The sequence below is a fragment of the Nitrobacter sp. MLSD-S21 genome (assembly GCF_058809865.1).
Window position 1 is genome coordinate 143,216 of sequence record NZ_JBXASZ010000001.1, and the last position, 26,536, is coordinate 169,751.

A 26,536-nucleotide genomic window follows, 5' to 3' on the forward strand; every position below is an offset into this window, starting at 1 on the left:
CACTTGGTCTCATCGGTCAGGGGAGCGATTCGGCATGCGCGCCATCGCCCAGCAAACTCGCGCTCACCTCAGGCGTGGCGGCCGCCTTCGAGATAGGCCGCGCGTATTTCCGGTCGTTGCAGCAATTCCATGCCGGCGCCGCTCATCGTGATCAACCCGTTGACCATCACATAGCCGCGATGGGCGAGGCGAAGGGCGTGATTGGCGTTCTGTTCGACGATCAGTACTGTGAGATGGTCCTCGCGGTTCAGCGTATGGATAGCGCTGAAAATCTGCCGGGTGATCAGCGGCGCAAGACCAAGTGAGGGCTCGTCCAGCAACAACAGGCGAGGTCGGCTCATCAGCGCGCGGCCGATTGCCAGCATTTGTTGCTCTCCGCCGGACAGCGTGCCGCCCCGCTGCGACATACGCTCCTGCAAGCGCGGGAACAACCTAAGCACGCGCTCCTGGCTGACAGCTCGCTCAGCCTTGCTGCCGGGCGTGGCGTCCGCGCCCATCTGCAGGTTCTCCGCGACTGTCATGCGCGGAAAAATGCGCCGTCCCTCCGGGGATTGCGCGATGCGCAACCGGGCCACCTCGTGCGTCGGCATGGAGCTGATGTCCTGGCCATCGAACAGGATCTGGCCGGCGCGGGCGCGGGGGCGACCGAAGATGGTCATCATCAAAGTCGATTTTCCTGCGCCGTTGGCGCCGATCAACGCGACGATCTCGCCGGCCTTGATGTCGAGATCGATGCCCTTCAGTGCTTCGATCTTGCCATAGGCGGCGTGAAGCCCTTGAATGGCGAGCAGGGGCGTCGAGTCGGCGCTCATACGCCGCCCTCCATGACCGCGGTAGCCGTATCCTCGTCGGCGCCGAGATAGGCCGCGACAACCTTCGGATCGTCGCGCACCGCGCGTGGCGTGCCGTCGGCGATCTTGACGCCGTGGTCGAGCACAACGATGTGGTCGGAGATTTCCATCACCACGCTCATGTCATGTTCGATCAAAAGGATCGAAGTACCGAAGTCCCTGCGGATCGACAGCAAGAGCTCGCTCAAACTGGCACTCTCGTTGGCATTGAGCCCCGCGGCCGGCTCATCAAGGCAGAGCAGCGCGGGATGCGTGCACATTGCGCGCGCGATCTCCAGACGGCGCTGGTCGCCATAGGGCAGATTGCCCGCGGCGTCATCGGCGCGTTGCAGCAGGCCAATGCGGTCGAGCCAGTCGCGAGCTGAGTCGATCGCCTGCTTCTCCGCGGACCGGAACGACGGAGCGCCGATCAGGCCAAGCAGGCCGAAGCCGGACGCCCGCATCAAGGCATTGTGCTGCGCGACCATCAGGTTTTCCAGCGCCGTCATGCCGGGAAACAAGCGGATGTTCTGGAAGGTGCGCGTTACCTTGGCATATTTGCAGATGCGAAAGTCGTGCAGGCGATCGAGCCGGAAGGTTGCGCCGTCGTCGTGCACCAGGCGCATGGTGCCTCGCGAGGGCCGATAGAATCCGGTGACGCAGTTGAATACCGTGGTCTTGCCAGCGCCGTTCGGCCCGATCAGCGCAGTGATGTGGCCGCGCTGCGCGGCGAACGACAGTTCGTTGATGGCAAGGATACCTCCGAAGCGCATCATCAGTCCATCGACGGCGAGGATGGGAACAGGCGTCGTCATCCCTGACCTTCCTTCACCAGCGACGACGATATCTCTGTCCGTTTTTGCAGGAACACGGTTGGAGCGCGATGGCTGACCAGACCTCGCGGCCGCCAGACCATCAACAGCACCATGACTCCGCCGAACACCAGCATGCGAAACTGGTCAAGGCCGCGAAACAACTCAAATCCCCCGATCATTGCGATCGCGGCGAGCGCCACGCCGAGTTGCGAGCCCATACCTCCGAGCACGACGATGGCGAGAACCAGTGCCGATTCCTGAAAGGTGAAGGATTCAGGACTGATGAAGCCCTGGCGGGTTGCGAAGAACGCGCCCGCAAAGCCGCCGAACATCGCGCCTATGGCGAAGGCCGAGAGTTTCGTCGTGGTGATGTTGATGCCGAGCGCCCGACAGGCGATTTCATCCTCGCGCATCGCTTCCCAGGCACGACCGATAGGTAGCCGTCGCAGGCGGATGGTGACCCAGTTCGTAAGTAGTGCCAGCGCCAGGATAAGATAGAACAGGAAAACCAGACGATGCGTTGGCGAGAACGGCACGCCGATCAGCGCCGCGAAACCATCTTCGCCCGGCGTTAGGGGAATGCCGAACACGGAGGGGCGCGGGATGCCGCTGATCCCGTTCGGTCCGCCGGTGAGTTCCTGCCAGTTGAGAATGACCATCCGGATGATCTCGCCGAACGCCAGCGTGACGATCGCGAGATAATCGCCGCGAAGTCGCAACACCGGGAAGCCGAGCAACACGCCCCAGAACGCGGCGAGCAGACCGGAGACCGGCAACAGCACCCAGAATGCCCACGGCCCGAGTTGCAGGAAGTCGATCGCGACGTAGGGATAGGTTTCCATGAAATGCGGAAACGGCAAGCCGCTTTGCGCCAGCAGCGCATAGGAGTACGCGCCGACCGCATAGAACGCGACGTAGCCGAGATCGAGCAGCCCGGCGAGACCGACCACGATGTTGAGACCCCAGCCCAGCATCACATAGGTCAGTACGAGGATCCCAAGGTCGAGCAGGTAACGCTGATTGTAGAAGATGACCGGCACCAGCAGAGCGAAAATCAGAAGTGCCGGCGTCAGCAGGCGACCCAGCATCGAGAACGTACGACGCACGGTTGCTGGCAGTTCGACACTTCCGACGGGTCCGATCCAGCGCTTTAGCGTTTCGACAATGATGCTGCCGACGAACACCGCGCCGACTGTGGCCGCGAGTTCGCCGAACCGGGTCCAGTAGGTCAACTGTCCCGAGGAGCCGGATTCTGTACGAATGCCGATCATGAGCGAGAACAGCACCAGCGCCAGGACCGCGCTCACGACCGCTTTCTTCATGATGAAGACGACACCACGATCGCGCGCCGCGGTTTGTTGGCTCAGAGCGGGCGCTGACACGTCCGGGCCGTCAGACTTTTTCGACTTCGGGACGGCCAAGCAGGCCGGTCGGCCTGAAAATCAGGACGACGATCAGGATCGAGAAGGCGGCGACATCCTTGTACTCGATCGAAAAGTAAGCTGACCAAAAGGTCTCGATCAATCCGATCGCGAGACCGCCGAGCATCGCGCCAGGCAGCGAACCTATGCCGCCAAGAACCGCGGCGGTAAATGCCTTGATGCCGGCGACGAAGCCCATGAAGAAATCAACCAGACCATAATACAACAAGTACATCATGCCGGCGACGGCAGCGAGCGCCGCCCCGATCACGAAGGTCATTGAGATGGTGCGATCGACGTTCACGCCGAGCAGCGCCGCCATGGTCTGATCCTGTTCGCACGCGCGCATATCGCGGCCGAAGCGCGTGCGCGACACAATGAAACTGAAGATCGCGAGCAGAACGATGGTGGTAACCACCACCACGATCTGGACATTGGATAGTTGGACTGCGAAATTTCCGGAATCGTGAAGCGTGTAGCCGCCGGTGATGAGCGGCGGAATGGGCTTAGCCTGCGCGCCTTGCGAAACCTGAGAAAAATTGAAGAGCACGAACGACATGCCGATCGCCGACAAGAGCGGCGCGAGTCGAAACGATTGACGCAGGGGCCTATAGGCAAGGCGCTCGACAACCCAGCCGTACACGGCAGTAACGGCCATTGAAACGAGGAGCATAACGAGCAGGATCAGCGGCACGGCGGAGAGGCCCAACGATATCAGGATGAGGAAGGTGATCATCGCGATGAAGCCGCCGATCATGAAGATGTCGCCGTGAGCGAAATTGATCATGCCGACGATGCCGTAAACCATCGTATAGCCGATCGCGATCAGCCCATAGATCGAGCCGAGTACGACGCCATTGATGAGTTGCTGGGCAAAATAGTCCATGCGCTGCCGTGATCTGCGTATCCGAATGCGACTATATCAGACGCGATGCTAGGCTCCGGCAGCCGGACCGGCGCGTCTTGAATCAATGTCTAACAGTGGGAATCGAGGGCGGCAACCGCGGCAATTTCAGCGGGACCGGCGGCTGTGTATTTCTTCGGCGTCGTTTGCTCAGCGGAAGCAGCTCGTCGCGCGGGTGGGCGTTAAAAAGGCCAGTCTAACGGCAATTTGGCGGGCAAGCCGGCTGGAAAGCCGTCAAATCAGAGTTCCCAGTCTCCCGAAATCCAATCGATGCGGCCGGATTGTGCCTCCGTTCGCGTCGGCGTTGTCCACAGGGCTGGCGGGACTGTTAAGGTAAACAAAGGGTTTCCGTTGCGCCGCTCGGTTTACCCGACGTTAATCACCGTCAAGGCCGCGCTGGTTCCCGACGCGGCGGCCACGCGATTAGCGGGATGGCGCATGACCAATTCCTGGCGCATCAGCACCGTCAACGGAGCGTTGCTGGCGCTCTATTTCGTTCCTGCCTGGACCTTCGTCGCTTTCAAGATCGTGGCGTCGCCGGTGCACGGACTTTACGACCTGGCCAATGTGTCGGTTGCGTTGTTTCTCAGCGACCACCTCCATTTCGCGGCGATGGACCTTGTGCGTTTGGCCTGGCTCCTGGCGCTCGGCAAGATGACCGTCGTGGCGTTCTTCGCGGTGTTCCTGGTGATGACCACGCGCGCTTCGGTCCGGAAGTCAGGCAGCTTCGATGAGGTACTAGCGCTCGCGCTCGGCATCGGCAGCCTCATCGCCTTCGCCAGCATGGTGATGGCGTCACGAGTAGGCGAAATGGCCGCGGTGCGCCTGCATGCGACCGAACTGCTATTGCTACTTGGCGGTGCCATCCTGATGGCGGCCGAGCCGCCGTTCCAGCGCGATCCGCCGCCGGTGAGACGATGGCCTTCGCAACCGGAAGTCTATCCTTCGACCAATGCCAGTTCCTGAACGATCGTGCTGGTTTCCTTGACCGCGTGATCGGTTGCAGGGCGTTCATTTGACTACTGCTGCATCAGGAAGCCGGCCACTGCCTCTGTGAAAGCGTGTGATTGTTCGACGTTAGAGATATGTGCGGCGTCAAGGATGGTCATGTTGGCGGAAGGAATCTGGCTGCGGATGTATTCACCGGCCGCGACAGGCGTCGACAGGTCGTGCCGTCCGGCGATGACGAGCGTAGGGCTTTTGATGCGCGGCAGCAACGCGCGCTGATCCAGGGTACTCAACGCCTGACAGCAGGCGATGTAACCCTCCACCGGAGAGGCGCTCAGCATGGCTTTAATCTTCGCCGTGACCTGAGGTTCGCGTTCGCGAAAGCTTGCGGTCAGCCAGCCGCTGATTACGGTGTCGGCGATTGCAGCGAGACCGCCATCCTTCACTGCCTTGATGCGGGCGTGCCAATTGGTCGGATCGGGATAGTAGCAATTCGTATTGGCGAGAATGATCCGGTCGAACCGCTCCGGCGCATTTGCTCCGAGCCATTGGCCGACCATGCCGCCCATGGATAATCCGCACCAGTGCGCTCTTGCGATGTTGAGGTCGTCCAGAATTGCCAGCACATCCCGGCCAAAGCGCTCCATCGAATAGGGGCCGGGTGGCGCACCGGACTTGCCGTGGCCGCGCCGGTCATAGCGGACGATTCGGAACAGCTTCGACAGCGTCGCCATCTGCGGCTCCCACATCTGCAGCGTGCAGCCGAGTGCGTTCGACAGCATCAGCGTCGGGCCGCTGTCGCGCCCGTCGACGGAAACATTCAGCAGGCAGCCGTCGGCATCGATCATGGGCATTGTCGTTTCTCCTGCCAGACTCAAGCGTTTTAGTCGGGAGCGATCGGTTTCACCATCGAAAATCGCCACGCTTATGCGTGAGCTCTCCACCGCTGTCCTCTTTCTTTTGCGGCCGTCGTACTCTACGTCAGGGGTGAGCGCTTTCGAACAGTGTGGCCGCCGATCAAGGAGGCAAGCTCATGGCGATGACAATGAGCGGCGAAGTCGAGCTCGCAGCCTCTCGCGATCGCGTGTGGGCCAAGCTCAACGATCCCGAGGTCTTGAAAGCCTGCATTCCCGGTTGCGAGGACTTGATCAAGACCGACGCGAACCAATTCCATGCTGTCGCCAGGATGAAAATCGGTCCGGTATCCGCCCGCTTCAAGGGCAAGGTGACTCTTAGCGATCTCGACCCGCCGAACGGATACAAGATTGCAGGGGAGGGGGAAGGCGGCGTCGCCGGATTTGCAAAGGGTGAAGCAACCGTGGTGCTGGTCGATCACAATGGCGGCACACTTCTGAAATACGAAGCCGCGGCGCAAACTGGCGGCAAGCTGGCGCAACTGGGTCAGCGGTTGATCGGCGGTACGGCCAAAAAGCTGGCCGACCAATTTTTCGCGAACTTCGCCGAAGTCGTTCAGGGATAAAGGCGGTTCAGAGCCTATCTAAAGACCCGCTTCGGCGTGACCGGCGTTGCCGTGTATGAACCCATTATCGGCATCGCTCATATCGTGTATTGTAAAGAGCGACCTTCCGACGTGCGACCGTAGAGAGTGTCAAATGGCCAAGATTTCGCTGATCGTGAACGGCAGGCCGGCCACTACCGATATCGATCCCCGCACGCTGCTGGTGCAGTTCCTGCGCGAGAACCTGCACCTCACCGGCACCCATGTCGGATGCGATACCTCGCAGTGTGGCGCTTGCATTGTGCATCTCGATGGGAAAGCGGTGAAGTCATGCACTACGCTGGCGGTGATGGCCGATGGGCACGAGATCAAGACCATCGAAGGTCTCACAGCTGACGGGGCCTCGCTGCATCCGATGCAGGAGGCGTTCCGCGAGCATCACGGCTTGCAATGCGGCTTCTGCACACCGGGCATGATTATGACCGCGATCGATATGGTCCGCCGCAAGGGTTACGATCTTGACGATCGTACCATTCGCGAGGAACTGGAGGGTAACCTCTGCCGCTGCACCGGCTATCAGAATATCGTCACATCGATTGCGGCCGGCGCGATGGCGATGGCCAAATCGGATCTCGCATGAGCTTGGAGTTACACGCCGCAAGACGAGACCAGAGAACCTGAGCGATGTACGAATTCAAGTATCATCGACCGGCGACCTTGCAACAGGCTGTCAACCTCCTGGCTGAGAGCGAGGACGCCATGTTGATCGCGGGCGGCCACACGCTGGTGCCGGTCATGAAGCAGCGGCTCGCAAGCCCCGCACATCTGATCGATCTTACGCATATCGAAGGTCTTGATAGCATCGAGATGAGGGAGGGCCTGCTGGTGATAGGTGCGACCGCGAAGCACGCCGATGTTGCCGACTCGCCGATCGTGGGCGAGGCTATCCCGGCGCTCGCCGAACTCGCCGGGATGATCGGCGATCCCGCTGTGCGTCACAAGGGTACTATCGGGGGCTCGCTGGCCAACAACGATCCCACCGCGGATTATCCAGCAGCCTGTCTGGCGCTCGGCGCCACCATCGTCACTAATAAGCGCCGTCTGAAATCAGATGACTATTTCCAGGGAATGTTCTCCACCGCGCTGGACGCGGATGAGATCATCACCCAGGTGATGTTTCCGCTGCCGAAGAAGGCAGCCTATCAGAAATTTCGCAATCAGGCCTCCCGCTACGCTTTGGTGGGCGTGTTCGTTGCCGAGCGGCCGCCGGATGTGCGTGTCGCCGTTACGGGCGCCGGGGCCGACGGCGTGTTCCGCTTGGCGGCGTTCGAAGAAGCTCTGAAAAAAAGCTTCACAACGAAATCGCTCGAGGGGCTGTGCGTTTCCCCCGACGGCCTCAACAGCGACTTGCACGGCAGCGCGGAATATCGCGCGCATCTGATCGGTGTGCTTGCGCGGCGAGCAGTCAATGGCGCGAACGGTAAGGCATGACATGCGGATGCTCGCCGCGCTGGGCCAGATATCATGACGGCGGTACTGCCATCTTCCGTCGATGCAACGCTCGCTCTGCTGGCGAAGCATGGCTATTTCGCCGAGCGTTCCCTGGCGACTGTCGTGTTTCTTTCGCTACGCATGGCGCGGCCGCTGTTTGTCGAAGGCGAGGCAGGCGTCGGCAAGACCGAGATCGCGAAAGTGCTATCGGCTGCACTGGGCCGCAGATTGATTCGACTGCAATGTTACGAAGGATTGGATGTTGCCTCCGCCGTCTATGAGTGGAACAGCCACGCTCAGATGATTGCGATTCGGCTGGCCGAAGCGGCGGGTGATACCGATCGCGAGCAGCTTTCCAGCGACATCTTTGCCGAGAGATACTTGATCAAGCGGCCGTTGCTCCAGGCCCTGGAGCCGGATGTCGGCGGCCCGCCGGTACTCCTGATTGACGAACTCGATCGCGCCGACGAAGCTTTCGAAGCCTTTCTTCTGGAAATCCTCAGTGATTTCCAAGTGACGATCCCCGAATCCGGCACCGTCAAGGCGGTGACACCGCCGATCGTTATCGTGACTTCGAACAGGACGCGTGAAGTTCATGATGCGTTGAAGCGCCGCTGTCTCTATCACTGGGTGGACTACCCTTCCGCCGAGCGCGAACTTGCGATCGTCCGATCACGGGTAGCAGGTATCTCCGCCGCATTGTCGCAACAGGTCGTCGGCTTTGTGCAGGCGCTGCGCAACCGGGATTTCTACAAGAATCCGGGCGTCGCCGAGACCATCGACTGGGCGACGGCGCTGACCGAGCTCGATACCCGTTTGCTGACGCCGCAGGTCGTCGGCGATACCATCGGCGCGCTCTTGAAATATCAGGATGATATCGGCCGGATGCAGGGCGACGCTTTGCAAAACCTATTGAAGGAAGCAGCCAGCAACCAATAAAAGCGGGATTCGCATGGCCATCCATCATCTCGATTCGCCGACCGGCCGTATTGCGGACAACGTTATCGGCTTCGCCCGCACGCTGCGCGCCTCCGGTCTTCCCGTGGGTTCGGCCGCCGTCATCGACGCGCTGAACGCATTGCGCTTGATCGACATCGGCAATCGCGCGGACGTTTTCAGTACGCTTCAGGCGGTTTTGCTGACTCGCCACGAACATGCGCTGATATTCGCCCAAGCCTTCGAGCTTTTTTTTCGTATCGCGGAGCAACGGAACAACATGCTGGACTCGGTCCCGCTGCCGGACCAGGCCAGGAAACCGCCGCCGTCTGCGTCTCGGCGCGTTCTCGAGGCATTGTCGCAGCCTGCGATCACGGGTGAGCGCGAGATGCCGCGGGAGCATGAGATCCGGCCTTCTGTCTCCGACCGCGAGGTGCTGCAAAGGAAGGATTTCGCCCAGATGAGCGCAGCCGAGATGGCCGAAGTGATGCAGCTGATCGCGAAGATGGAACTGCCGCAAGCCAAGCTGCGCACGCGACGCACCCGGCCCGATTCACGAGGATCGTCGCTGGATCTGCGCCGCACGCTGCGCGGCGGCCTACGCACCGGGGGCGAGATCGTCGATATTCATCGCCTCGGCAGGGCCGGCAAGTCGGCGCCGATCGTAGCCCTGCTCGATATCTCAGGCTCGATGAGCGAATATACGCGACTATTTTTGCATTTTCTCCATAGTCTCACAAATGAGCGTAAGCGCGTTTCGGTCTTTCTGTTCGGAACGCGGTTGACTAATGTGACGCGCGCTTTGCGTGCGCGCGATCCCGACGAGGCGCTGGCCGCTTGTTCCTCGGTGGTGGAGGATTGGGCGGGGGGAACGCGGATCGCGACCTCGCTGCACAACTTCAACAAGCTGTGGGGCCGGCGCGTGCTGGCGCAGGGCGCCATTGTACTGCTGATCACCGATGGGCTGGAGCGGGAAGCCGACTCCAAACTAGCGTTCGAGATGGATCGGCTGCACCGATCCTGCCGTCGGTTGATCTGGCTCAACCCGCTATTGCGCTATGACGGCTTTGAGCCCAAGGCGCAAGGAATTAAGATGATGCTGCCGCACGTTGACGAATTTCGTCCGGTGCATAGTTTGTCATCTATCGAGGGGCTAGTTGCTGCGCTTTCCCGGGCGCCGAGACCAACGGCCGTGGTCCCTCCGTCCCGCAGCTTGAACGAGTGGCATCATGCTGGATCGCGATGAAGACATTCTGAGGGCGGCGGAAAACTGGAGGAGAGCGGGCAAGGGCGTCGCGCTGGCAACGGTCGTTGAAACCTGGGGCTCTGCACCGCGTCCAGCCGGTTCGAGTCTCGTCATCAACGAAGACGGCACGTTTCTGGGCTCGGTCTCGGGCGGCTGCGTCGAAGGCACCGTAGTGACCGAGGCGCTGGACGTGATCTCTAGTGGGGCGCCCAGGATGCTGGAGTTTGGTGTCGCGGATGAGACCGCGTGGACTGTCGGCCTCTCATGCGGGGGCAGGATCCGCATCTTTGTTGAGAAAGTCGTTTAGTGTCATTGGTGTAAAGTTTCTTCCGTTATGATGGGATATGATGGGAGGCCCATCCGGGGACTTCGATCGAAAGGGCACTAGTGGTCCGATTCTAACATTTGGTTCGTGGGCTCGCTTGAGGTGGGCACCAAATGTCAAATCCACTCCACTAGTCTTGTAGTGCGAGAGTACCCCTGTTTTCCGAGTTCGAACGGGGGGCTGTGGATGTTTACGATCTCGGTCTCAGGCGTTTGTCGTGAAGCTTGCCACACTTTCAGCGATCAATATCGAGCGGGCCGCGCGGAGGCCGGTGATCGTGGTGACCGATATCGATAATGGCGAGCAGCGCCTTATAAACGCCGCTGACATTGCCAGCGATCCTTTGCATATCGAATTGGAACGACATCTGCGTATGGGCAAGAGCGGCACCATTGAAGTCGCGGGCCGGAAGCTGTTCCTGAACGTCTATGCGCCGACCGCCAAGCTTGTGATCGTCGGCGCGGTTCACATCAGTCAGGCGCTGGCGCCGCTGGCGCGTTCGCTCGGCTATGATGTCACCGTGGTCGATCCGCGCTCCGCATTTGCAAGTCCTGAGCGGTTTCCGGACGTGACGCTGATCGCCGAATGGCCAGACGTTGCACTGCCGCCGCTCAACATGGATCATTATACAGCCTTCGTTGCTGTCACTCACGATCCGAAGATCGACGATCCTGCGTTATTGCACGGGCTGAAGTGCGATTGCTTCTACATCGGGGCATTGGGCTCGCGGAAGACCCACGTTCAGCGTGCCCTCCGCCTGAAAGCACAAAACATTTCTAATGCCGACATCGAGCGCATCCATGCGCCGATCGGCTTGGAGATAGGCGCGATTTCGCCCTCCGAGATCGCCGTGGCCATCATGGCGGAAATCACGGCGCAGCTACGGCTGCCGAAAGCGAGCGCGGCATGAAATTTGGTCCCGCTACCCCGGACGATGCCATTGGCGGCGTCACTGTTCATACCCTGCGGCAGGGTACGTTTGTACTCAAGAAGGGCACCATCATTGGGCCAGTGGAGGTCGAGGCGCTCAACAGGGCGGGTGTGAAGGAAGTTGTCGTCGTTCGCCTCGATGATGGAGATGTATCGGAGGACGAGGCAGCGGCGGATGTCGCAAAAGCGGTTGCCGGCGATGGTGTCACGGTGGAACGGGCGTTTACCGGCCGGGCTAATCTGTTCGCGTCGCGGGCCGGCGTGCTGGTGATCGATCGCGTGGCCGTCAACCGGATCAACAATGTCGACGAAGCGATCACCTTTGCGACGCTTTCGGCCTACAAGCCGGTAGTCCAAGGCGAAATGATCGCCACCGTCAAGCTGATTCCGTTCGGCGTTGAAGCGAAGCTGCGCGATGCCGCGATTGCGGCGGCAGGCGGTGGTGTGTTGCGGGTTGCGCCTTACAGCATCAAGCGCGTTGGCATTGTCTCGACCATGCTCCCTGGCCTTGCGCCGAAGGTGATCGACAAGACATTGCGCGTCACCGCCGAGCGTATCGCGCCAGCGGGTGCGACGATCATCGCCGATCGTCGCGTGACGCATGACCAAACCGTACTGTCGGCGGCGATCACGGAGATACTCGATCTCGGCGCCGAGTTGGTTATCGTATTTGGTGCATCCGCGATTGCGGATCGCCGCGATGTCATTCCCGCCGCCCTCACCGATGCGGGTGGCGTGGTCCAACATTTTGGTATGCCGGTCGATCCGGGCAACTTGCTTCTGATCGGAAAAGCGCGTGGTGTGCCGGTGCTGGGTGCCCCGGGTTGCGCGCGGTCTCCCGTTGAGAACGGGTTCGATTGGGTACTGATGCGGCTGCTCGCTGGATTGAAGGTCGCGCGACGTGACCTGACCGGCATGGGAGTCGGCGGCCTGCTGATGGAAATCGTGACGCGACCGCAACCGCGTATCTCGCCTGCGACCGACACCAACAGCAATATTGCAGCGGTGGTCCTCGCCGCAGGGCGATCAACCCGCATGGGCGGCCCCAACAAGCTTTTGGCGGAGCTGAACGGCAAGCCGCTGGTCCGTATCGTGGCCGAGCAGGTGCTGGCGTCAAAAGCATCGAGCGTTACGGTCGTAACCGGCCATGAAGCAAGGGAAGTCGAGCGCGCACTGCGGGGGCTCAACGTTACCTTTGTGTACAATCCGGATTTCTCTACGGGTCTCGCCGGCTCGGTCAGAACCGGTATCAGCACGGTTCCTAAAGAAGCCGGCGGCGCCTTGATCTGTCTCGGCGACATGCCGCTGGTCGATGCGCAACTCCTCGATCGGCTGATCGCTGCGTTTGCTCCGGATCGGGGTATGCTAATAGCCGTCCCTGTCAGCGACGGCAGGCGCGGCAATCCGGTCTTGTGGTCGCGGCGCTTTTTCGGCGAACTGATGTCGCTCGAAGGTGACGTCGGCGCGTGCCATCTGCTCGCGCGTCACGCCGAGGCGGTGGCGGAAGTCTCAGTCGATGCTCACGGCGCCTTCTTCGACATTGATACGCCTCAAGCATTGGCGGCGGTTCAACGCGGCTGACAATGAGCTCCTGGACCGGCGCGCTGTCCGGACTTCAGAGAGGGCGCTGACGGACGACGTCAGGCCCACGACCTGCATCGGAGAATTGTTCAGGACGCATCGACTTGCAAAGCGGTGCGGTCCCGCTTTCAATCCGGTTGGCTTGCGATGCATCAATGAGATTTCCGCTCCAGGCCGGGTCCGCCGGCACTTCGGCTTCTCTAGATTTGCAAACTAGTTCAGACAGATAGGTTACATCACGGCGGATTGACTGCCCGGGGCAAAGTTTTATCTTTATTATGACTGACTGGTCAGTCATAATAATCTGATGAAAGCTGCAAAAACCAAACGACGAAACGCCGCCACTGCGAACTCCGCCAAAGGCCGATCTGCCACAAGCACAGTCGGTGCGACTTCCTCGCAGACGGGCAGGGTGGCCAACCCCCCGAACCGCGCAGCACGCGCAGCGCAGCGACGCGCGGCGATCATCGCGGCGGGACTCGATGAATTCACCGCGCGTGGTTTTGCTGCAACCCGTCTGGACGACGTGGCAAAGCGGGCAGGCGTCGCCAAGGGTACCATCTATCTGCACTTCAAGGACAAGGAGGCGCTGTTCCAGGAGCTTGTGCGCACGGCGCTCGTGCCGCTGATCGGAAATCTGATGACCGTGCCTGCCGCTGGCGGATCGGTACGCGAGATCCTTGAACGCTTCGCTGAGACTTTTGTCCGCGACGTTGCCGGGACCAAGCGCGGCGATATCGTTCGCTTGATCATGGCGGAGGGCACGCGCTTTCCGTCGCTCGCCGACTTCTACTTTCGCGAAGTCGTTTCGCGTGGCCTCGCGGGCATGCGCAAGCTGATCGAATACGGCATCGAGCGCGGAGAAATCCGCAATGCGCGCCTTGCCGACTTCCCCCAGATCGTCATTGCGCCTGCCATGGTCGCCGTGATGTGGCAAGGCCTGTTCGGCCGGCATGCGCCGCTCGATGCTGTGGCAATGTTGAAGGTCCATCTCGATCTGATCTTTGGCGAACGGAGAGCTTCATGACCGCGCTGCGTACAGTCGCGCGTGCCGGCACCGCGTTGGCGCTGGCGGTTCTCGTTGCCGGCTGCGGCCAGAAGCTGCCGCCCGGCTATCAGGGCTGGGTCGAGGCCGACATGATTTTTGTCAGTCCCGACGAGAGTGGTCGCGTCACCAAACTGAATGTGCGCGAAGGCGACGCTGTCGAGGTCGGCGCGCAGCTCTATTCGGTCGACGATGACCTGCAACAGGCTGATCTCAATCAGAACAAAGCGACGCTGGCGAATGCGCAGCAGACTTACGATCGTGCGGCCTCGCTGAGGAAAACCGGGGCCGGTACGCAGGCGACTCTGGATTCCGCCGTCTCGGCGTTGCGTGTCGCCGAGGCGCGGGTCAACACCTCGCAGACGCGGCTGTCGCGGCGCAAGGGCTTTGCGCCGGTCGCAGGGACCATACAGCAAATCTATTTCCGCGAAGGCGAGATGACGCCGGCGCAACGGCCGGTGCTGTCGATCATGCCGCCGGGTAACATGAAGGTCCGGTTTTTTGTGTCGGAGCCGGATTTACCGAAACTCAGGATCGGGCAGGATGTTCACATCACCTGTGACAACTGTGCGCCCGATCTGACGGCAAAGATCTATTTCATCGCCACTCAGGCCGAATACACACCGCCGGTTATCTACAGTCTCGAGGAGCGCAATAAGCTGGTGTTCCTGGTTCAGGCGCGGCCCACCAGGCCGGACAGTCTCCGCGTCGGGCAGCCGGTCACCGTGCAGATCGACGCCGCGCCACCCGGAGGGGTAGCACCATGATCCAGGCAGCCGTGAAAGCGTCCGACATCGCGATCGAGGTTTCCGGCCTATCGAAATCGTTCAACGGCCGCGAGGTCGTGCACGACCTGTCCATGCAGGTAAAGCGCGGAATGATCTACGGCTTCCTTGGTCCCAATGGGTCGGGCAAGACCACCACCATCCGCATGCTCTGCGGACTGCTGACGCCCGATAGCGGCGAGGGTACCTGCCTCGGCTACGATATCCGCCGCGACGCCGACAAGATCAAGCGCCGGGTCGGCTACATGACCCAGCGTTTCAGCCTGTATCAGGATCTGTCGGTGCGCGAAAACCTGGAGTTCGTTGCACGGCTCTACGGCATTCGCGGTGCGCCCGGCGCGGCGCGGGCCATGATCAAGCGGCTCGGTCTTAACGGCCGCGAGGAGCAGCTTGCGGGTGAATTGTCCGGTGGCTGGAAGCAGCGCCTCGCGCTTGGCGCCTGTACGCTGCCGAACCCGCAACTTCTATTGCTCGACGAGCCGACCGCCGGTGTCGATCCGAAGGCGCGGCGTGAGTTCTGGAATGAGATTCACGCGTTGGCTGCGGACGGCCTGACGGTACTGGTCTCTACCCACTACATGGACGAGGCCGAACGCTGTCACGAGATCGCCTATATCGCCTACGGCCATCTGCTTGCGCATGGCACCGTAGACGATGTGATCGCGAAATCGGCGCTCACCACTTACACAGTCACGGGCGGCGACCTCAATGGGCTGTCGGCCGAGCTCGCAGGCAAGCCGGGCATCGACATGGCCGCGCCGTTCGGTACCAGTTTACATGTCTCCGGCCGCGACAAGGCCGCGCTCGAACAGACGATCGCGGCCTATCGCAGTCGTGGCGATCTGCATTGGCAGCAGAGCGAGCCATCGCTGGAGGACGTGTTCATCGAACTGATGAGTCGTTCGAAGGATAATTTCCAATGAGTGCCGCGAATGACCATTCCGCCGAAAGGGAAATGCCGTTCGGCTTCTGGCGGCGCAGCTACGCTATGCTGGTGAAAGAGTTCATCCAGCTCCGGCGCGACCGGGTATCGTTCGCGATGATCGTGATGATTCCGGTGATGCAGCTCATGCTGTTCGGCTATGCGATCAACACCACACCGCGCCATCTGCCTACCGCGGTTCTGCTGCAGGAAGACAGCGACCTCGCGCGCTCGATTCTGAAGGCATTGGAGAACACGTCCTATTTCCGTTTCACGCAAGAGGTGCATGACGTCGATACGTTCGACAATCTCCTGAAATCCGGCACGGTGCTGTTCGGTGTCGAGATTCCGCGTGGCTTCGAGCGCGGGGTGCGGCGTGGTGATCGTCCGGCGCTGCTGGTTGCCGCTGATGCCACCGATCCCGTCGCCGCCGGTTCTGCGTTGAGCGCACTCGGCTCGGTCGTGCAGACCGCGCTCGCGCATGATCTGCATATTGGCGATCCACCCGATCCGCCATTCGAAATCCGGGCGCATGCGCGGTACAATCCGGCGGCGTCGTCGCGGCTGAACATTGTGCCCGGGCTCGTCGGCACCATTCTCACCATGACCATGCTGATTTTCACGGCCTTGTCGGTCACGCGCGAGATCGAACGGGGTACCATGGAGAGCCTGCTGTCGATGCCGATCACGCCGGTCGAGGTGATGATCGGCAAGATCTTGCCTTACGTGCTGGTCGGATTTATTCAAGCAACCCTGATCATCGGCATCGGCGTGCTGCTGTTCGGCGTCCCCGTCTATGGTAGCCTGACGTTGTTGGCGTTGCTCTCGACTTTGTTCATCACAACCAATCTCGCCGTCGGATACACATTCTCGACCATCGTGCAGAATCAGCTCCAGGCCATGCAGATGTCGATGATGTTCTTCCTGCCAAGCATCCTGTTGTCCGGTTTTATGTTTCCCTTCGCCGGTATGCCCGTGTGGGCGCAGCGTGTCGGGGAGTGCCTGCCACTGACGCACTATGTCAGGATTGTCCGCGCCATCATGCTGAAGGGCGCGACCATGCAAAACCTGAAGTACGACACGCTCGCGTTGCTGGCGCTGATGCTGGTGGCCATGGCGATCGCGGTGACACGATTCCGCCGCACGCTGGATTAGCCGAGGCTAATGGAAACATCACTTTCGAAGCAAAGCGCTGACGCGCCCGTAGATGCCACTGCGGTCGAAACTATCTTCCACCAAGCCGGCGCCGACCGACCATTCCAGCAGCCCCGTCTTGAAGCCCGTGAGGTGCGTGCCGATCCGGTATTGGGTGCTGAACCGATCGGTGGATACGGAGACTTCGGGTCCGATCCAGAACCGGTCGAACAAACGCCAGCCGGCCGCGGCGCGGGCGCTATACACCGAGTAGATGGTGGTGATCGCGCCGGAAGCAGCCACCATCATCGCTGGCGTGGGCTCCCACCATAGCTCGCTCGCTAACTGGCCGCCGAAGCGGCTTCCGCTCAGCTTGCCGGTTTGAACATCGGGTTTGACCCCACGAATTTCCAGGGTTGGACCGGCAAACACCCTGATCTCGAGGTCACCGCGCTTGATCCGCCAGCCGGGCAGGGCCGAGGCGTGGAAGATGTTGGTGGTGAAGCGCTGCGTCGCAGTGTCGTACCGTTCGAGATTGTCGGACATAAACAAACGAACCAGAAAACCATCGTTGTTCAAGTCACCTTTCGGCGCCAGCAGCATTCCGTTGTAGCCGGCCAGTCCGTTGCTCCAGAGATCAATGCCGCTGAAAAACAGGAATCGTTCGGGTCTGGAGCCACCGCTGAGATTATCGGTCAGCGGCGGGGTTACCGCAGGCTGGGCCATTGACCGACCAACGGCCGCCCACACCAATAAGGCGGCCATGCCAAATGCGCGCACGCTCCCCAACGTACCCGAGCCCCCACAAGCCCCAAACGCCCATACGTACAACTACTGATAGCAGGCGGGCAGGCAGTCGCGTAGGGAACAATATGGAAACACCCTCAAGGTTTTTTTAACCAACCGTTCTTCGTCACCTCAACCGTGCGATCAATTCCATCGCGCCCGCAGGTGCGCGGACCTTCCCTTCGTGGATCACGTAGGCGAACACGTCGCGCGCCACTTTCTTCGGCTGGGCCTCGCCCACGCGCGGCAGATCGTCGGGTTCGCCCCCTGTGGCCCAGCATCGAAAGCGCTTCGCCCAGGTATCGAGCTGCTTCGGAGGATAGCAAGTCTTGATCTCGTCGCTGCCTCTTTGCAGGCGCGCATAGACGAAATCCGCAACGGTATCGGCGATCGCCGGATACTTGCCGTGTTCGGCGAATACGACCGGCACTTGGAACTGCCGAAGGAGCGAAATGAAGGCCGGTGTGCAGAAGCTGTCGTGGCGAACTTCGACCACATGCCGCAGCGCACGTCCGTCCAGCTTCTTCGGCAAGACTTCGAGAAACTTGCCGAAATCGGACTCGTCGAAAGTCTTGGTCGGCGCAAACTGCCACAGCACCGGTCCGAGCCGGTCGCCCAGTTCCAGCACGCCCGAATCATAGAAACGTTTTACCGAATCGCCGGCTTCGGCCAGCACCCGGCGATTGGTGGCGAAACGCGGACCCTTCAGAGAGAATATAAAACCATCCGGCACCTCCCGCGCCCATTTGCGAAAGCTTTCGGGCTTCTGCGATCCGTAATAGGTGCCGTTGATCTCGATCGAGGTGAGCCTGGAGGCGGCGTATGCCAGCTCCTTCGCTTGCGCCAGCTTGTCCGGGTAGAAAGCGCCTCGCCAAGGGGCGAAAGTCCAGCCGCCGATTCCGACGTAGATATTGCCTGCTTTGCCCATCATATGGGACCTGCCTCTTGCGGATGTTCCGACCGTACCTACCTTAATGACAACGGCGATGTTGAAGCCCGCTCCGTCGCCGGAACGACCACGGGATAACTGGGTTGCGCCGGATGTACGCGCGCTCCGTTGTTCGTGGTCGTTGACTTCGGTCTGTTTCCCTACATTTCCGGCTTTTAGCAGGATTCCCGGCTCGCGCCTGTTAGGGCTTCACGCCGGCTACCTTGATGCGCTCATCTTGGCATCGGCGGTCGCCACAGATATATGCTGGCGCCATGAATGAAGCCATGAGACCGGAGCCGGTCGAGCTATCAACCGGAATGCCGCGTCAGCTTTCGGTTGTCGTGCCCACCTTCAACGAGCGCGACAACGTGGTTGCGCTGTACCGAAAACTGTCCGCGGCGCTGAAGGGAATTGCGTGGGAGGTCATCTATGTCGATGACAATTCCCCGGACGGAACTTCGGACGTAGTGCGCGAGCTGGCTGCGGCGGATCCGCGTGTTCGCTGTATCCGGCGCATCGGCCGGCGCGGGTTGTCCGGCGCATGCATCGAGGGCATTCTGGCATCGAGCGCGCCGTGCGCCGCGGTGATGGATGCCGATCTTCAGCACGATGAAACCCGGCTGCCGGAAATGCTCGCGCTTCTGGAAAGCAACGTCGTCGACCTCGTCGTCGGCAGCCGCTACATCGAAGGCGGCAGTGCCGACAGCTTCGACAAGCAGCGCGCAGGCTTCAGCATGCTGGCAACCTCGGTCGCGAAGAAGTTGCTGCGCATCGAAATCGCCGATCCCATGAGCGGCTTTTTCATGATCCGCCGCGACCGCTTCGAACAGCTTGCGCCTGAGCTTTCAACCCAGGGCTTCAAGATCCTGCTTGATGTGATCGCAACTGCGCGCGGCGCATTGCGTGTCAGAGAGATTCCCTACACCTTCGGCTCGCGGTTGCACGGCGAGAGCAAGCTGGATTCGATGGTCGCGCTCGACTTTCTGGGCCTCGTACTGGCGAAGCTGACGCATGACGCGGTATCGCTGCGGTTTCTGCTGTTCGCGCTGGTGGGATCGGTCGGTGTCGTCGTCCATTTCGCTGGTCTGTTTGTCGCGCTCGAAGTGTTGGGATGGCCGTTTCCGCACTCCCAGGCCTTCGGCGCGATCCTGGCGATGACCAGCAATTTCCTGTTCAACAATTTCCTGACCTATCGCGACCTGCGCCTGAAAGGGCTCGGGATCTTGCGCGGCCTCCTCGTTTTCTATCTCGTGTGCAGCGTCGGCCTGCTCGCCAATGTCGGCGTTGCATTTTCGGTCTACGATCAGAAGCCGATCTGGTGGCTGGCAGGCGCGACCGGCGCGCTGATGGGCGTGGTCTGGAATTACGCGGTATCCAGCCTATTCGTCTGGCGCAAGCGATAGCAGGGCGATGCATCCGGCCGAGACGCGGTCCGTCCGCGCCGTTGTTCTCACGGTCCTTGCGCTGGTGGCGCTGCGGCTCGTCTGCGCGGCGCTGACGCCGCTGACATTCGACGAAGCCTATTACTGGACGTGGTCGAAGCATCTGGCCGGCGGCTATTACGATCATCCGCCGATGGTGGCGATCGTGATTCGTCTCGGCACCATGATCGCTGGCGATACCGAATTCGGCGTCCGGCTGGTGTCGGTCCTGTTGGCGCTGCCGATGAGCTTTGCGGTCTACCGCACAACGGTGCTGCTGTTCGACAGTGCGCGCGCGGCGGCGTCGGCAGTCGTTTTTCTCAACCTCATGTTGATGGTTGCTGCGGGAACCGTGATCGTGACTCCGGACGCGCCGCTGATGGTGGCATCGAGTTTCGTGCTGCTGTGTCTCGCGAAGCTGTTCGTGACCGGGCGCGGGGCCTGGTGGCTCGGGGTGGGGGCAGCCGTCGGCGCGGCCCTGCTGTCGAAATACACCGCGCTGGTCTTCGGTCCGGTGATTCTGATCTGGCTGTTGGCCGTGCCGGAGCTGCGGCGCTGGCTGCGGACGCCGTGGCCTTATCTCGGGGGTCTGGTGGCGCTGGCGATCTTCTCGCCGGTCCTGATCTGGAACGCCGAACACCATTGGGTGTCGTTCGCCAAGCAGTTCGGTCGCGCGCGTGTCGACCAATTGACCCTTCGCTATATCATTGAGTTGATCCCGACTCAGATCGCCTTTGCGACGCCGCCGGTGTTCGGTCTCGCCGCGATGGGGCTGTTTGCATTGGCGAAACGCGGCGAGGGCACGCTGGCGGCGCGAGTGCTGATCAATGCGATGGTGTGGACGCTGACGATCTATTTTGTCTGGCATTCGTTGCATGGTCGCGTCGAGGCCAACTGGTTCGGACCGATCTATCCGGCGCTGGCGATCGCGGCGGCGGTGGCTTCCGATGTCGCGCGCTGGCAGCCGCGTGGTAGGCACTTCGCGGATGCCTGCCAGCGCTGGGCGCTGCCGGTGGGTGTTGGAATATTCGTGGCGCTGGTGGTGCAGGTGAACACTGGCCTACTCTCGGGCTATCGGCGCGATGCTTCGGTGCGTAGCGTTGGCGTTGGTTTTCCAGAGCTTGCCGCTGAGATTGAGACGATGCGCGCGAGAAGCGGCGCGCGCTGCGTGCTCGCTCAGGGTTATGGCGTAACGAGCTGGCTTCAGTTCTATCTGCCGAAGGGCACTTGCGTGGCGCAACATTTCGAGCGCATTCGCTGGATCAATGCTCCGCCACCGGATGCGTACCAGCTGACTGGCAAGCTGCTATATGTCGATGACGGATCGGCCAACTGGCCGCGCGTCGCGCAGTTTTTCAATCACGTCGAGAAGGTCGCGACTCTCGAACGCAAACGCGGGCCGCTGACGATCGAGACCTTCCAGATCGACGTGGTGGCGGACCCGAAAGGCGATGTGCTCGCGCCACTGCCGCCGGAATTGAAGTAGCTGAATTCAGTTACAGGTGGCCGGACGGCTGACTCGATCTGAAAGATCGAGAGGACATGCAACCAACAAACCTGTTGACAGCGTCGGAACCACGCTGCGCGCCAGCCGTTGTCGCTCAACGAGCGCTCCGGAACCGTAATTTCGTCATGCGGCCGAGCGGGGGCTGTTCCATACACAACCAAAAAGGATCCGCGACATGAAAAAGATTCTGATCGCTCTCGCCGCCACCACAATGCTGACCGGGGTGGTATCTGCGCAGTCCATCAGCGAAAGAACCGGCGTTAACTCTGTGCTCGGCGTCGCGCCGTCCACCGCCGACTTCGTCAAGGAGGTCGCAACCAGCGACATGCTGGAAATCGAGGCTGCCAAGATCGCGCAGCAGAAGGGCAATGACGCGGAAAAGAAGTTTGCCGAACGAGTGATCGCCGATCACACCCAGACCTCGAACGACCTCAAGGGTATGGTGAAAAGCGGCGACCTGAAGGCCGAGTTGCCGACCGCGCTCGACAGTTCCGCGCAAAGCAAGCTCGACAAGCTCAGAGTCGCGACACCTCAGGAATTCGCCGCGCTTTACGATCCGATGCAGGTCGATGCCCATGAGGATGCTGTGTCGCTGTTCGAGCGCTATTCCAAGAGCGGCGATAACGCCAATCTGAAGAACTGGGCCGGCAAGACACTGGAGACGCTCAAGAGCCACCTCGTCATGGCAATCAAGATGAATGAGGATCGGCGTTCGACGGTCGGCAGTTCGAAATCGGCGCCCGCGCCGATGCGGATGGACCGCAAGTAGGCGGCACGACCGTCTCGCAGGAGCAGCGCCGCGCGCGACGTGCGCGCGGTCAGACACGCGTCATCGCCCCTGTTGTTTATCGGCGCGGGGACGCCGTCGTGTTACGCCTCAAGTTCGCGCCATCGAAGACGCGCGCTTGAGGTGTTCCTCGTTCGCGCCGTCGAAGAAGCGCGCTTGAGGTGTTCCTCATTCGCGCCATCGAAGAAGAGGGCGCGCGGAACGCCGGGTGCCCGATGCACCCGCGGCCTCGTGTGCGAAAGTGAAAAGCACACGAGCGTAGTCACCACGGTCACCACGGTCACACCGGCTTCATCCGGCGTTCCGCGGCCGAGGGTCAGGGGACGCTGCTGCCGTTGACAATTTACCGTCCGGACAGGCATCATGTAATAGTTGCAGTAGGGCGCATCGGCTGAAGCCGAAGGGGCAATGCCCACCTACGATGTGCTAACCGTAGTTGCGCCCATGCCTAGCCTTGAAAACCTGAAGAAGCAGGCCAAACAGTATCTGCGCTGGCATCGTGAGCGGTATTATCCAGTTGCCGCCGCGATCAGAGCTGCGCTGCCTCGATTTCAGCAGCTTGACGATCATCAAGTGCTGGAAGCGAAGTTCAGGCTCAGCGATGCACAAGAGCTTGTGGCTCGCCAATTGGGGTTTGAGGAATGGCAGGCGCTCAAGGCAGGAGCTCTAGCCATGAGCACGCAAGTCAAACAGGCAATGACAATTCCAAACCTCAGCGGAACGGCAGCTCAACTCTATGTCGCTGACGTCAAGGCGTCGTGCGATTTCTTTACTTCCAAACTCGGCTTTGCAATCGACTTTGTGTACGGCGATCCGCCGTTTTATGGCGCGGTCAAGCGCGACCGTGCGCAGCTTTGTGTGCGGCTTGTTTGCGAGCCAGTCTTTGTCGGAGACATTCGCCAGCGCGAGCAACTGCTTTCGGCGTCGATCACCGTCGACACCGCAGCAGAGATCAAGCAACTTTTCTTGGAATTCCAATCCGCAGGTGTGAGCTTCCACCAAGAACTGAAGAAAGAACCTTGGGGTGCACGGAACTTCATCGTCCTTGATCCAGACGGCAACCTCATTTTGTTTGCGGGTCCTGCCGATTGAGCGCTGGTCCCGCTCTTTCGACGGGCTTTGACGATCAGGCGAACAGAGTGGCGATCACAAACAAAAAGACCCGGTTTTTTGCACCGGGCCTTTCGCATTCGCATTCAGCTTCGAAGGGCTGATGGACTTTAGAAATCCATGCCGCCCATGCCGCCGCCCTGCATCGCCGGGGCGCACGGGTGTCCTTCTTCGACAGTTCTGCGACCATCTTTTTGCTGGTGATGAGCGAGCCGGAAAGAGATGGATGGCCGATAACAGACTCGGCCACAACGTTTGATCGGCTTTCGCGATAGCGGCCGATCGCGCGATAACCGGCTGAACCCGTGACGCCCGTCGGCAGACTCATATGAGACACTGTTAGCCAAGGGAAACCGGAACGAACACCATGCCATACATCTTACTCGTCGCCGTGGTCGGCATCCTGCTGCTTTACGTCAGCGACGCGATTCCGCTGTCGAGTGTCGGCGGGCCGATGGTGATCGCGCTGGCTGTCTTTGTCGCGGCGCTGGCCGTCGCGATCCACGAGGCATGGACGAAAAGGCGGGGCGTGCTCGGCTGGATCGTCAATATCATTTCCTCATTTCTCGGGACGTTTGTGGCTGCCCAGGTTGGCGGGATGATAATGGTCATGATCCTCAGTTCGTTTATGGATGGGTCGTCGCTCGCGGCTTCGGGAGGGGCCGTGATGGCTGTCTCGCTGGCCGGTGCCATGGCCGCTGCGGTGCTGGGATCGTGGGGTGCGTTGGCGATCGTGAACCGTTGGCGGTAAGCGTCACACCTCGCGCGCGTATAAAAAAGTCGGGCCAGACAAATTCGCGGGGTTTGTACCGCAAACAAAAACCCCGGCATCGCTGCCGGGGTTTTGCATTTCGTAACTGACTGAGAAGCGTGGATCAGAAATCCATGCCGCCACTGAAAGCCGGGCTTGCCCGGCTTTCAGCAGTTTAGATTCAGGGGCGACGACTTCTGACGCTGTGCGTCAGAAATCCATGCCGCCCATGCCGCCGCCGCCGCCCGGCATCGCCGGGGCAGCGGTGTTCTTCTTCGGCAGCTCTGCGACCATCGCCTCGGTGGTGATCAGCAGCGCCGCGACCGAAGCCGCGTTCTGGATCGCAGTGCGAACGACCTTGGTCGGGTCGATGATGCCCTTGGAGATCAGGTTGCCGTATTCGCCGGTCTGCGAGTCGAAGCCGTGCGAATACTGCTCCTTCTCGAGGATCTTGCCGACGATGACGCTGCCGTCTTCGCCTGCGTTGATCGCGATCTGGCGGGCCGGCGCGGACAACGCCTTGCGCACGATCTCGACGCCGGTCTTCTGGTCGTCGTTCTGAGTCTTGATACGCTTGAGCTGCTCGGAAGCACGGAGCAGGGCGACGCCGCCGCCCGGTACGATGCCTTCCTCGACGGCCGCGCGGGTCGCGTGCATCGCGTCATCCACGCGATCCTTGCGCTCCTTCACCTCGACCTCGGTCGCGCCGCCGACGCGGATCACCGCAACGCCGCCGGCGAGTTTGGCCAGACGCTCCTGCAGCTTCTCGCGATCGTAGTCCGAGGTTGTCTCCTCGATCTGCGCCTTGATCTGCGCCACGCGCGCCTCGATGTCGGCCTTCTTGCCGGAGCCGTTGACGATCGTGGTGTTTTCCTTGTCGATCATCACCTTCTTGGCGCGGCCGAGCATCTGCAGCGTGACGTTCTCGAGCTTGATGCCGAGATCTTCGCTGATCGCCTGACCGCCGGTCAGGATAGCGATGTCCTGCAGCATGGCCTTGCGGCGGTCGCCGAAGCCCGGAGCCTTGACGGCCGCGACCTTGAGGCCGCCGCGCAGGCGGTTGACCACCAGCGTCGCAAGCGCTTCGCCTTCGACGTCTTCGGCGACGATCACCAGCGGCTTGCCGGTCTGCACCACGGCCTCGAGCAGCGGCAGCAGCTCGTTCAGCGAGGAGAGCTTCTTCTCGTTGATAAGGATGTAGGCGTCGTCCATCTCAACGCGCATCTTTTCGGCGTTGGTGACGAAGTAGGGGGAGATGTAGCCGCGGTCGAACTGCATGCCCTCGACGACGTCGAGTTCGGTCTCGAGCGATTTGGCTTCTTCAACCGTGATGACGCCCTCGTTGCCGACCTTCTTCATGGCGTCGGCGAGGAATTTGCCGATTTCGGAATCGCCGTTGGCCGAGATGGTGCCGACCTGGGCGATTTCTTCGTTCGAGGTGACCTTCTTGGAATTCCGGACGAGGTCAGCGACCACGGCGTCGACGGCCAGATCAATGCCGCGCTTCAGGTCCATCGGGTTCATGCCGGCGGCGACCGACTTGGCGCCTTCCCTCACGATCGCCTGAGCCAGAACCGTCGCGGTGGTGGTGCCGTCACCGGCCGCGTCAGCGGACTTGGAGGCGACTTCGCGCACCATCTGCGCGCCCATGTTCTCGAACTTGTCGTCAAGCTCGATTTCCTTGGCGACGGTGACGCCGTCCTTGGTGATGCGGGGCGCGCCAAATGACTTTTCGAGCACCACGTTGCGGCCCTTCGGACCGAGTGTCACCTTCACCGCGTTGGCGAGGATGTCCACGCCGCGCAGCATCTTGTCGCGAGCTTCGACGCCGAATTTGACATCTTTGGCTGACATATTGGATATTTCCTTTGAATGATTTTGAAGGGGATGGCGCTCAGGCGGCCTTTTTCTTGGCAGGCGCGGCGTCGGTGAGGACGCCCATGATGTCGGACTCCTTCATGATGAGAAGATCCTGGCCGTCGATCTTCACCTCGGTGCCGGACCACTTGCCGAACAGCACCTTGTCGCCGACCTTGAGATCGATCGGGATCAGCTTGCCGGACTCGTCGCGGCCGCCGGGGCCGACGGCTACGACCTCGCCCTGCGAGGGCTTTTCCTTGGCCGTGTCGGGAATGATAATGCCGCCTGCGGTCTTCTCTTCAGCGTCGATGCGCTTGACCACGACGCGGTCGTGAAGCGGACGGAATTTCATGCAGTCCTCCTAAGATATTGAAAATTTGGGATGTTCTGAGTTTTAGCAGTCAACACAAGCGAGTGCTAGCTAACCGGACAGGACATAAGCCCGGTGCAGGGTGTGGGCAAGGGTCCGAGACGTATTTTTTAAGCAATCAAAGATGGAGACTGCCAGCGCCTGGTCGTCAATTTAACCCACCGTGCAGAGCATTGTTAGCAGATGCAGTAAGCTGCTGCTAGAACTTGGTTAATTGCTGGTTTCTTTATTTTTTTCATTT

At 60.8% G+C, this 26,536-nt stretch carries 28 protein-coding genes; 18 read left to right on the forward strand and 10 right to left on the reverse strand.

Annotated elements, in window-relative coordinates; translation table 11 throughout:
• Positions 1 to 68: 68 nt before the first annotated feature.
• The 4 genes from AC1RT6_RS00630 to AC1RT6_RS00645 all read right to left on the reverse strand — a co-directional run bounded on the left by AC1RT6_RS00630 (position 69) and on the right by AC1RT6_RS00645 (position 3,952).
• The gene (locus AC1RT6_RS00630; RefSeq protein ID WP_079447252.1) at positions 69 to 812 is read right to left on the reverse strand and encodes an ABC transporter ATP-binding protein; all 744 of its coding nucleotides are present in this window, start codon (positions 810 to 812) and stop codon (positions 69 to 71) included.
• Positions 809 to 1,645 (reverse strand): ABC transporter ATP-binding protein, encoded by an 837-nt coding sequence (locus AC1RT6_RS00635; RefSeq protein ID WP_079447251.1) that lies wholly within the window; start codon positions 1,643 to 1,645, stop codon positions 809 to 811. Before AC1RT6_RS00635 ends, AC1RT6_RS00630 begins: the two co-directional genes overlap by 4 nt.
• On the reverse strand, positions 1,642 to 2,967 hold the full coding sequence (livM, locus tag AC1RT6_RS00640) for a high-affinity branched-chain amino acid ABC transporter permease LivM (RefSeq protein WP_173815991.1): 1,326 nt from the start codon (positions 2,965 to 2,967) through the stop codon (positions 1,642 to 1,644). The genes AC1RT6_RS00635 and livM overlap by 4 nt, the downstream gene beginning before the upstream one ends.
• A gap of 70 nt (positions 2,968 to 3,037) precedes the next feature.
• Positions 3,038 to 3,952, reverse strand: coding sequence for an ABC transporter permease subunit (locus AC1RT6_RS00645; RefSeq protein WP_079447250.1), 915 nt, complete (start codon positions 3,950 to 3,952; stop codon positions 3,038 to 3,040).
• A gap of 456 nt (positions 3,953 to 4,408) precedes the next feature.
• On the opposite strand from AC1RT6_RS00645, the gene AC1RT6_RS00650 reads away from it, so the two are divergent.
• Positions 4,409 to 4,936 (forward strand): hypothetical protein, encoded by a 528-nt coding sequence (locus tag AC1RT6_RS00650; RefSeq protein WP_087881175.1) that lies wholly within the window; start codon positions 4,409 to 4,411, stop codon positions 4,934 to 4,936.
• Between the two features lie 53 nt (positions 4,937 to 4,989).
• Here AC1RT6_RS00650 and pcaD read toward each other — a convergent pair whose 3' ends face one another.
• Complete coding sequence (gene pcaD, locus AC1RT6_RS00655; protein ID WP_079447249.1) at positions 4,990 to 5,772, reverse strand: 3-oxoadipate enol-lactonase; 783 nt, start codon at positions 5,770 to 5,772, stop codon at positions 4,990 to 4,992.
• Between the two features lie 179 nt (positions 5,773 to 5,951).
• Here pcaD and AC1RT6_RS00660 point away from each other — a divergent pair, with 179 nt between their 5' ends.
• The 12 genes from AC1RT6_RS00660 to AC1RT6_RS00715 all read left to right on the forward strand — a co-directional run bounded on the left by AC1RT6_RS00660 (position 5,952) and on the right by AC1RT6_RS00715 (position 16,793).
• Positions 5,952 to 6,398, forward strand: coding sequence for an SRPBCC family protein (locus AC1RT6_RS00660; RefSeq protein ID WP_079447339.1), 447 nt, complete (start codon positions 5,952 to 5,954; stop codon positions 6,396 to 6,398).
• A gap of 133 nt (positions 6,399 to 6,531) precedes the next feature.
• Positions 6,532 to 7,017, forward strand: coding sequence for a (2Fe-2S)-binding protein (locus AC1RT6_RS00665; RefSeq protein ID WP_079447248.1), 486 nt, complete (start codon positions 6,532 to 6,534; stop codon positions 7,015 to 7,017).
• A gap of 44 nt (positions 7,018 to 7,061) precedes the next feature.
• Positions 7,062 to 7,868 (forward strand): FAD binding domain-containing protein, encoded by an 807-nt coding sequence (locus AC1RT6_RS00670; protein ID WP_079447247.1) that lies wholly within the window; start codon positions 7,062 to 7,064, stop codon positions 7,866 to 7,868.
• Positions 7,869 to 7,901: 33 nt separating this feature from the next.
• Complete coding sequence (locus AC1RT6_RS00675) at positions 7,902 to 8,807, forward strand: AAA family ATPase (RefSeq protein ID WP_079447246.1); 906 nt, start codon at positions 7,902 to 7,904, stop codon at positions 8,805 to 8,807.
• 13 nt (positions 8,808 to 8,820) lie between these two features.
• Positions 8,821 to 10,050 (forward strand): vWA domain-containing protein, encoded by a 1,230-nt coding sequence (locus AC1RT6_RS00680; protein WP_079447245.1) that lies wholly within the window; start codon positions 8,821 to 8,823, stop codon positions 10,048 to 10,050.
• Complete coding sequence (locus AC1RT6_RS00685; protein ID WP_079447244.1) at positions 10,034 to 10,357, forward strand: XdhC family protein; 324 nt, start codon at positions 10,034 to 10,036, stop codon at positions 10,355 to 10,357. Before AC1RT6_RS00680 ends, AC1RT6_RS00685 begins: the two co-directional genes overlap by 17 nt.
• Before the next feature lie 235 nt (positions 10,358 to 10,592).
• On the forward strand, positions 10,593 to 11,285 hold the full coding sequence (locus AC1RT6_RS00690) for an XdhC family protein (protein ID WP_079447243.1): 693 nt from the start codon (positions 10,593 to 10,595) through the stop codon (positions 11,283 to 11,285).
• Positions 11,282 to 12,886, forward strand: coding sequence for an NTP transferase domain-containing protein (locus AC1RT6_RS00695; protein ID WP_079447242.1), 1,605 nt, complete (start codon positions 11,282 to 11,284; stop codon positions 12,884 to 12,886). The genes AC1RT6_RS00690 and AC1RT6_RS00695 overlap by 4 nt, the downstream gene beginning before the upstream one ends.
• 307 nt (positions 12,887 to 13,193) lie before the next feature.
• Positions 13,194 to 13,913, forward strand: coding sequence for a TetR/AcrR family transcriptional regulator (locus tag AC1RT6_RS00700; RefSeq protein ID WP_087881171.1), 720 nt, complete (start codon positions 13,194 to 13,196; stop codon positions 13,911 to 13,913).
• On the forward strand, positions 13,910 to 14,698 hold the full coding sequence (locus AC1RT6_RS00705; RefSeq protein WP_079447240.1) for an HlyD family secretion protein: 789 nt from the start codon (positions 13,910 to 13,912) through the stop codon (positions 14,696 to 14,698). The genes AC1RT6_RS00700 and AC1RT6_RS00705 overlap by 4 nt, the downstream gene beginning before the upstream one ends.
• On the forward strand, positions 14,695 to 15,639 hold the full coding sequence (locus AC1RT6_RS00710; RefSeq protein ID WP_079447239.1) for an ABC transporter ATP-binding protein: 945 nt from the start codon (positions 14,695 to 14,697) through the stop codon (positions 15,637 to 15,639). Before AC1RT6_RS00705 ends, AC1RT6_RS00710 begins: the two co-directional genes overlap by 4 nt.
• On the forward strand, positions 15,636 to 16,793 hold the full coding sequence (locus tag AC1RT6_RS00715; RefSeq protein ID WP_079447238.1) for an ABC transporter permease: 1,158 nt from the start codon (positions 15,636 to 15,638) through the stop codon (positions 16,791 to 16,793). Before AC1RT6_RS00710 ends, AC1RT6_RS00715 begins: the two co-directional genes overlap by 4 nt.
• A gap of 18 nt (positions 16,794 to 16,811) precedes the next feature.
• Here the strand turns inward: AC1RT6_RS00715 and bcsS are convergent, their stop codons facing one another.
• Complete coding sequence (gene bcsS / locus AC1RT6_RS00720) at positions 16,812 to 17,537, reverse strand: cellulose biosynthesis protein BcsS (RefSeq protein ID WP_079447237.1); 726 nt, start codon at positions 17,535 to 17,537, stop codon at positions 16,812 to 16,814.
• 148 nt (positions 17,538 to 17,685) lie between these two features.
• Positions 17,686 to 18,489 carry a DUF72 domain-containing protein gene (locus tag AC1RT6_RS00725; RefSeq protein WP_079447236.1) on the reverse strand — a complete coding sequence of 268 codons (804 nt, stop codon included), beginning with the start codon at positions 18,487 to 18,489 and terminating at the stop codon, positions 17,686 to 17,688.
• Positions 18,490 to 18,761: 272 nt separating this feature from the next.
• Between AC1RT6_RS00725 and AC1RT6_RS00730 the strand changes: the two genes are divergently transcribed.
• The 4 genes from AC1RT6_RS00730 (at position 18,762) to AC1RT6_RS00745 (ending at position 23,296) form a co-directional block, all read left to right on the forward strand.
• On the forward strand, positions 18,762 to 19,892 hold the full coding sequence (locus AC1RT6_RS00730) for a glycosyltransferase (RefSeq protein WP_079447235.1): 1,131 nt from the start codon (positions 18,762 to 18,764) through the stop codon (positions 19,890 to 19,892).
• Positions 19,893 to 19,899: 7 nt separating this feature from the next.
• Entirely contained in the window at positions 19,900 to 21,396 is a 1,497-nt protein-coding gene (locus tag AC1RT6_RS00735; RefSeq protein ID WP_079447234.1) for a glycosyltransferase family 39 protein, read from the forward strand.
• 196 nt (positions 21,397 to 21,592) lie between these two features.
• Complete coding sequence (locus AC1RT6_RS00740) at positions 21,593 to 22,186, forward strand: DUF4142 domain-containing protein (RefSeq protein ID WP_079447233.1); 594 nt, start codon at positions 21,593 to 21,595, stop codon at positions 22,184 to 22,186.
• Between the two features lie 462 nt (positions 22,187 to 22,648).
• Positions 22,649 to 23,296 (forward strand): VOC family protein, encoded by a 648-nt coding sequence (locus AC1RT6_RS00745; RefSeq protein ID WP_079447338.1) that lies wholly within the window; start codon positions 22,649 to 22,651, stop codon positions 23,294 to 23,296.
• Positions 23,297 to 23,330: 34 nt separating this feature from the next.
• Here AC1RT6_RS00745 and AC1RT6_RS00750 read toward each other — a convergent pair whose 3' ends face one another.
• Positions 23,331 to 23,564, reverse strand: coding sequence for a hypothetical protein (locus AC1RT6_RS00750; protein ID WP_139372894.1), 234 nt, complete (start codon positions 23,562 to 23,564; stop codon positions 23,331 to 23,333).
• A 117-nt stretch (positions 23,565 to 23,681) separates the two neighbouring features.
• Here AC1RT6_RS00750 and AC1RT6_RS00755 point away from each other — a divergent pair, with 117 nt between their 5' ends.
• Complete coding sequence (locus AC1RT6_RS00755; protein ID WP_472790223.1) at positions 23,682 to 24,065, forward strand: hypothetical protein; 384 nt, start codon at positions 23,682 to 23,684, stop codon at positions 24,063 to 24,065.
• 210 nt (positions 24,066 to 24,275) lie between these two features.
• Here AC1RT6_RS00755 and groL read toward each other — a convergent pair whose 3' ends face one another.
• Together groL and groES are read right to left on the reverse strand one after the other, a co-directional pair.
• Complete coding sequence (groL, locus tag AC1RT6_RS00760) at positions 24,276 to 25,919, reverse strand: chaperonin GroEL (RefSeq protein WP_079447229.1); 1,644 nt, start codon at positions 25,917 to 25,919, stop codon at positions 24,276 to 24,278.
• Between the two features lie 40 nt (positions 25,920 to 25,959).
• The gene (gene groES, locus AC1RT6_RS00765) at positions 25,960 to 26,277 is read right to left on the reverse strand and encodes a co-chaperone GroES (RefSeq protein WP_079447228.1); all 318 of its coding nucleotides are present in this window, start codon (positions 26,275 to 26,277) and stop codon (positions 25,960 to 25,962) included.
• Positions 26,278 to 26,536 lie beyond the last annotated feature (259 nt).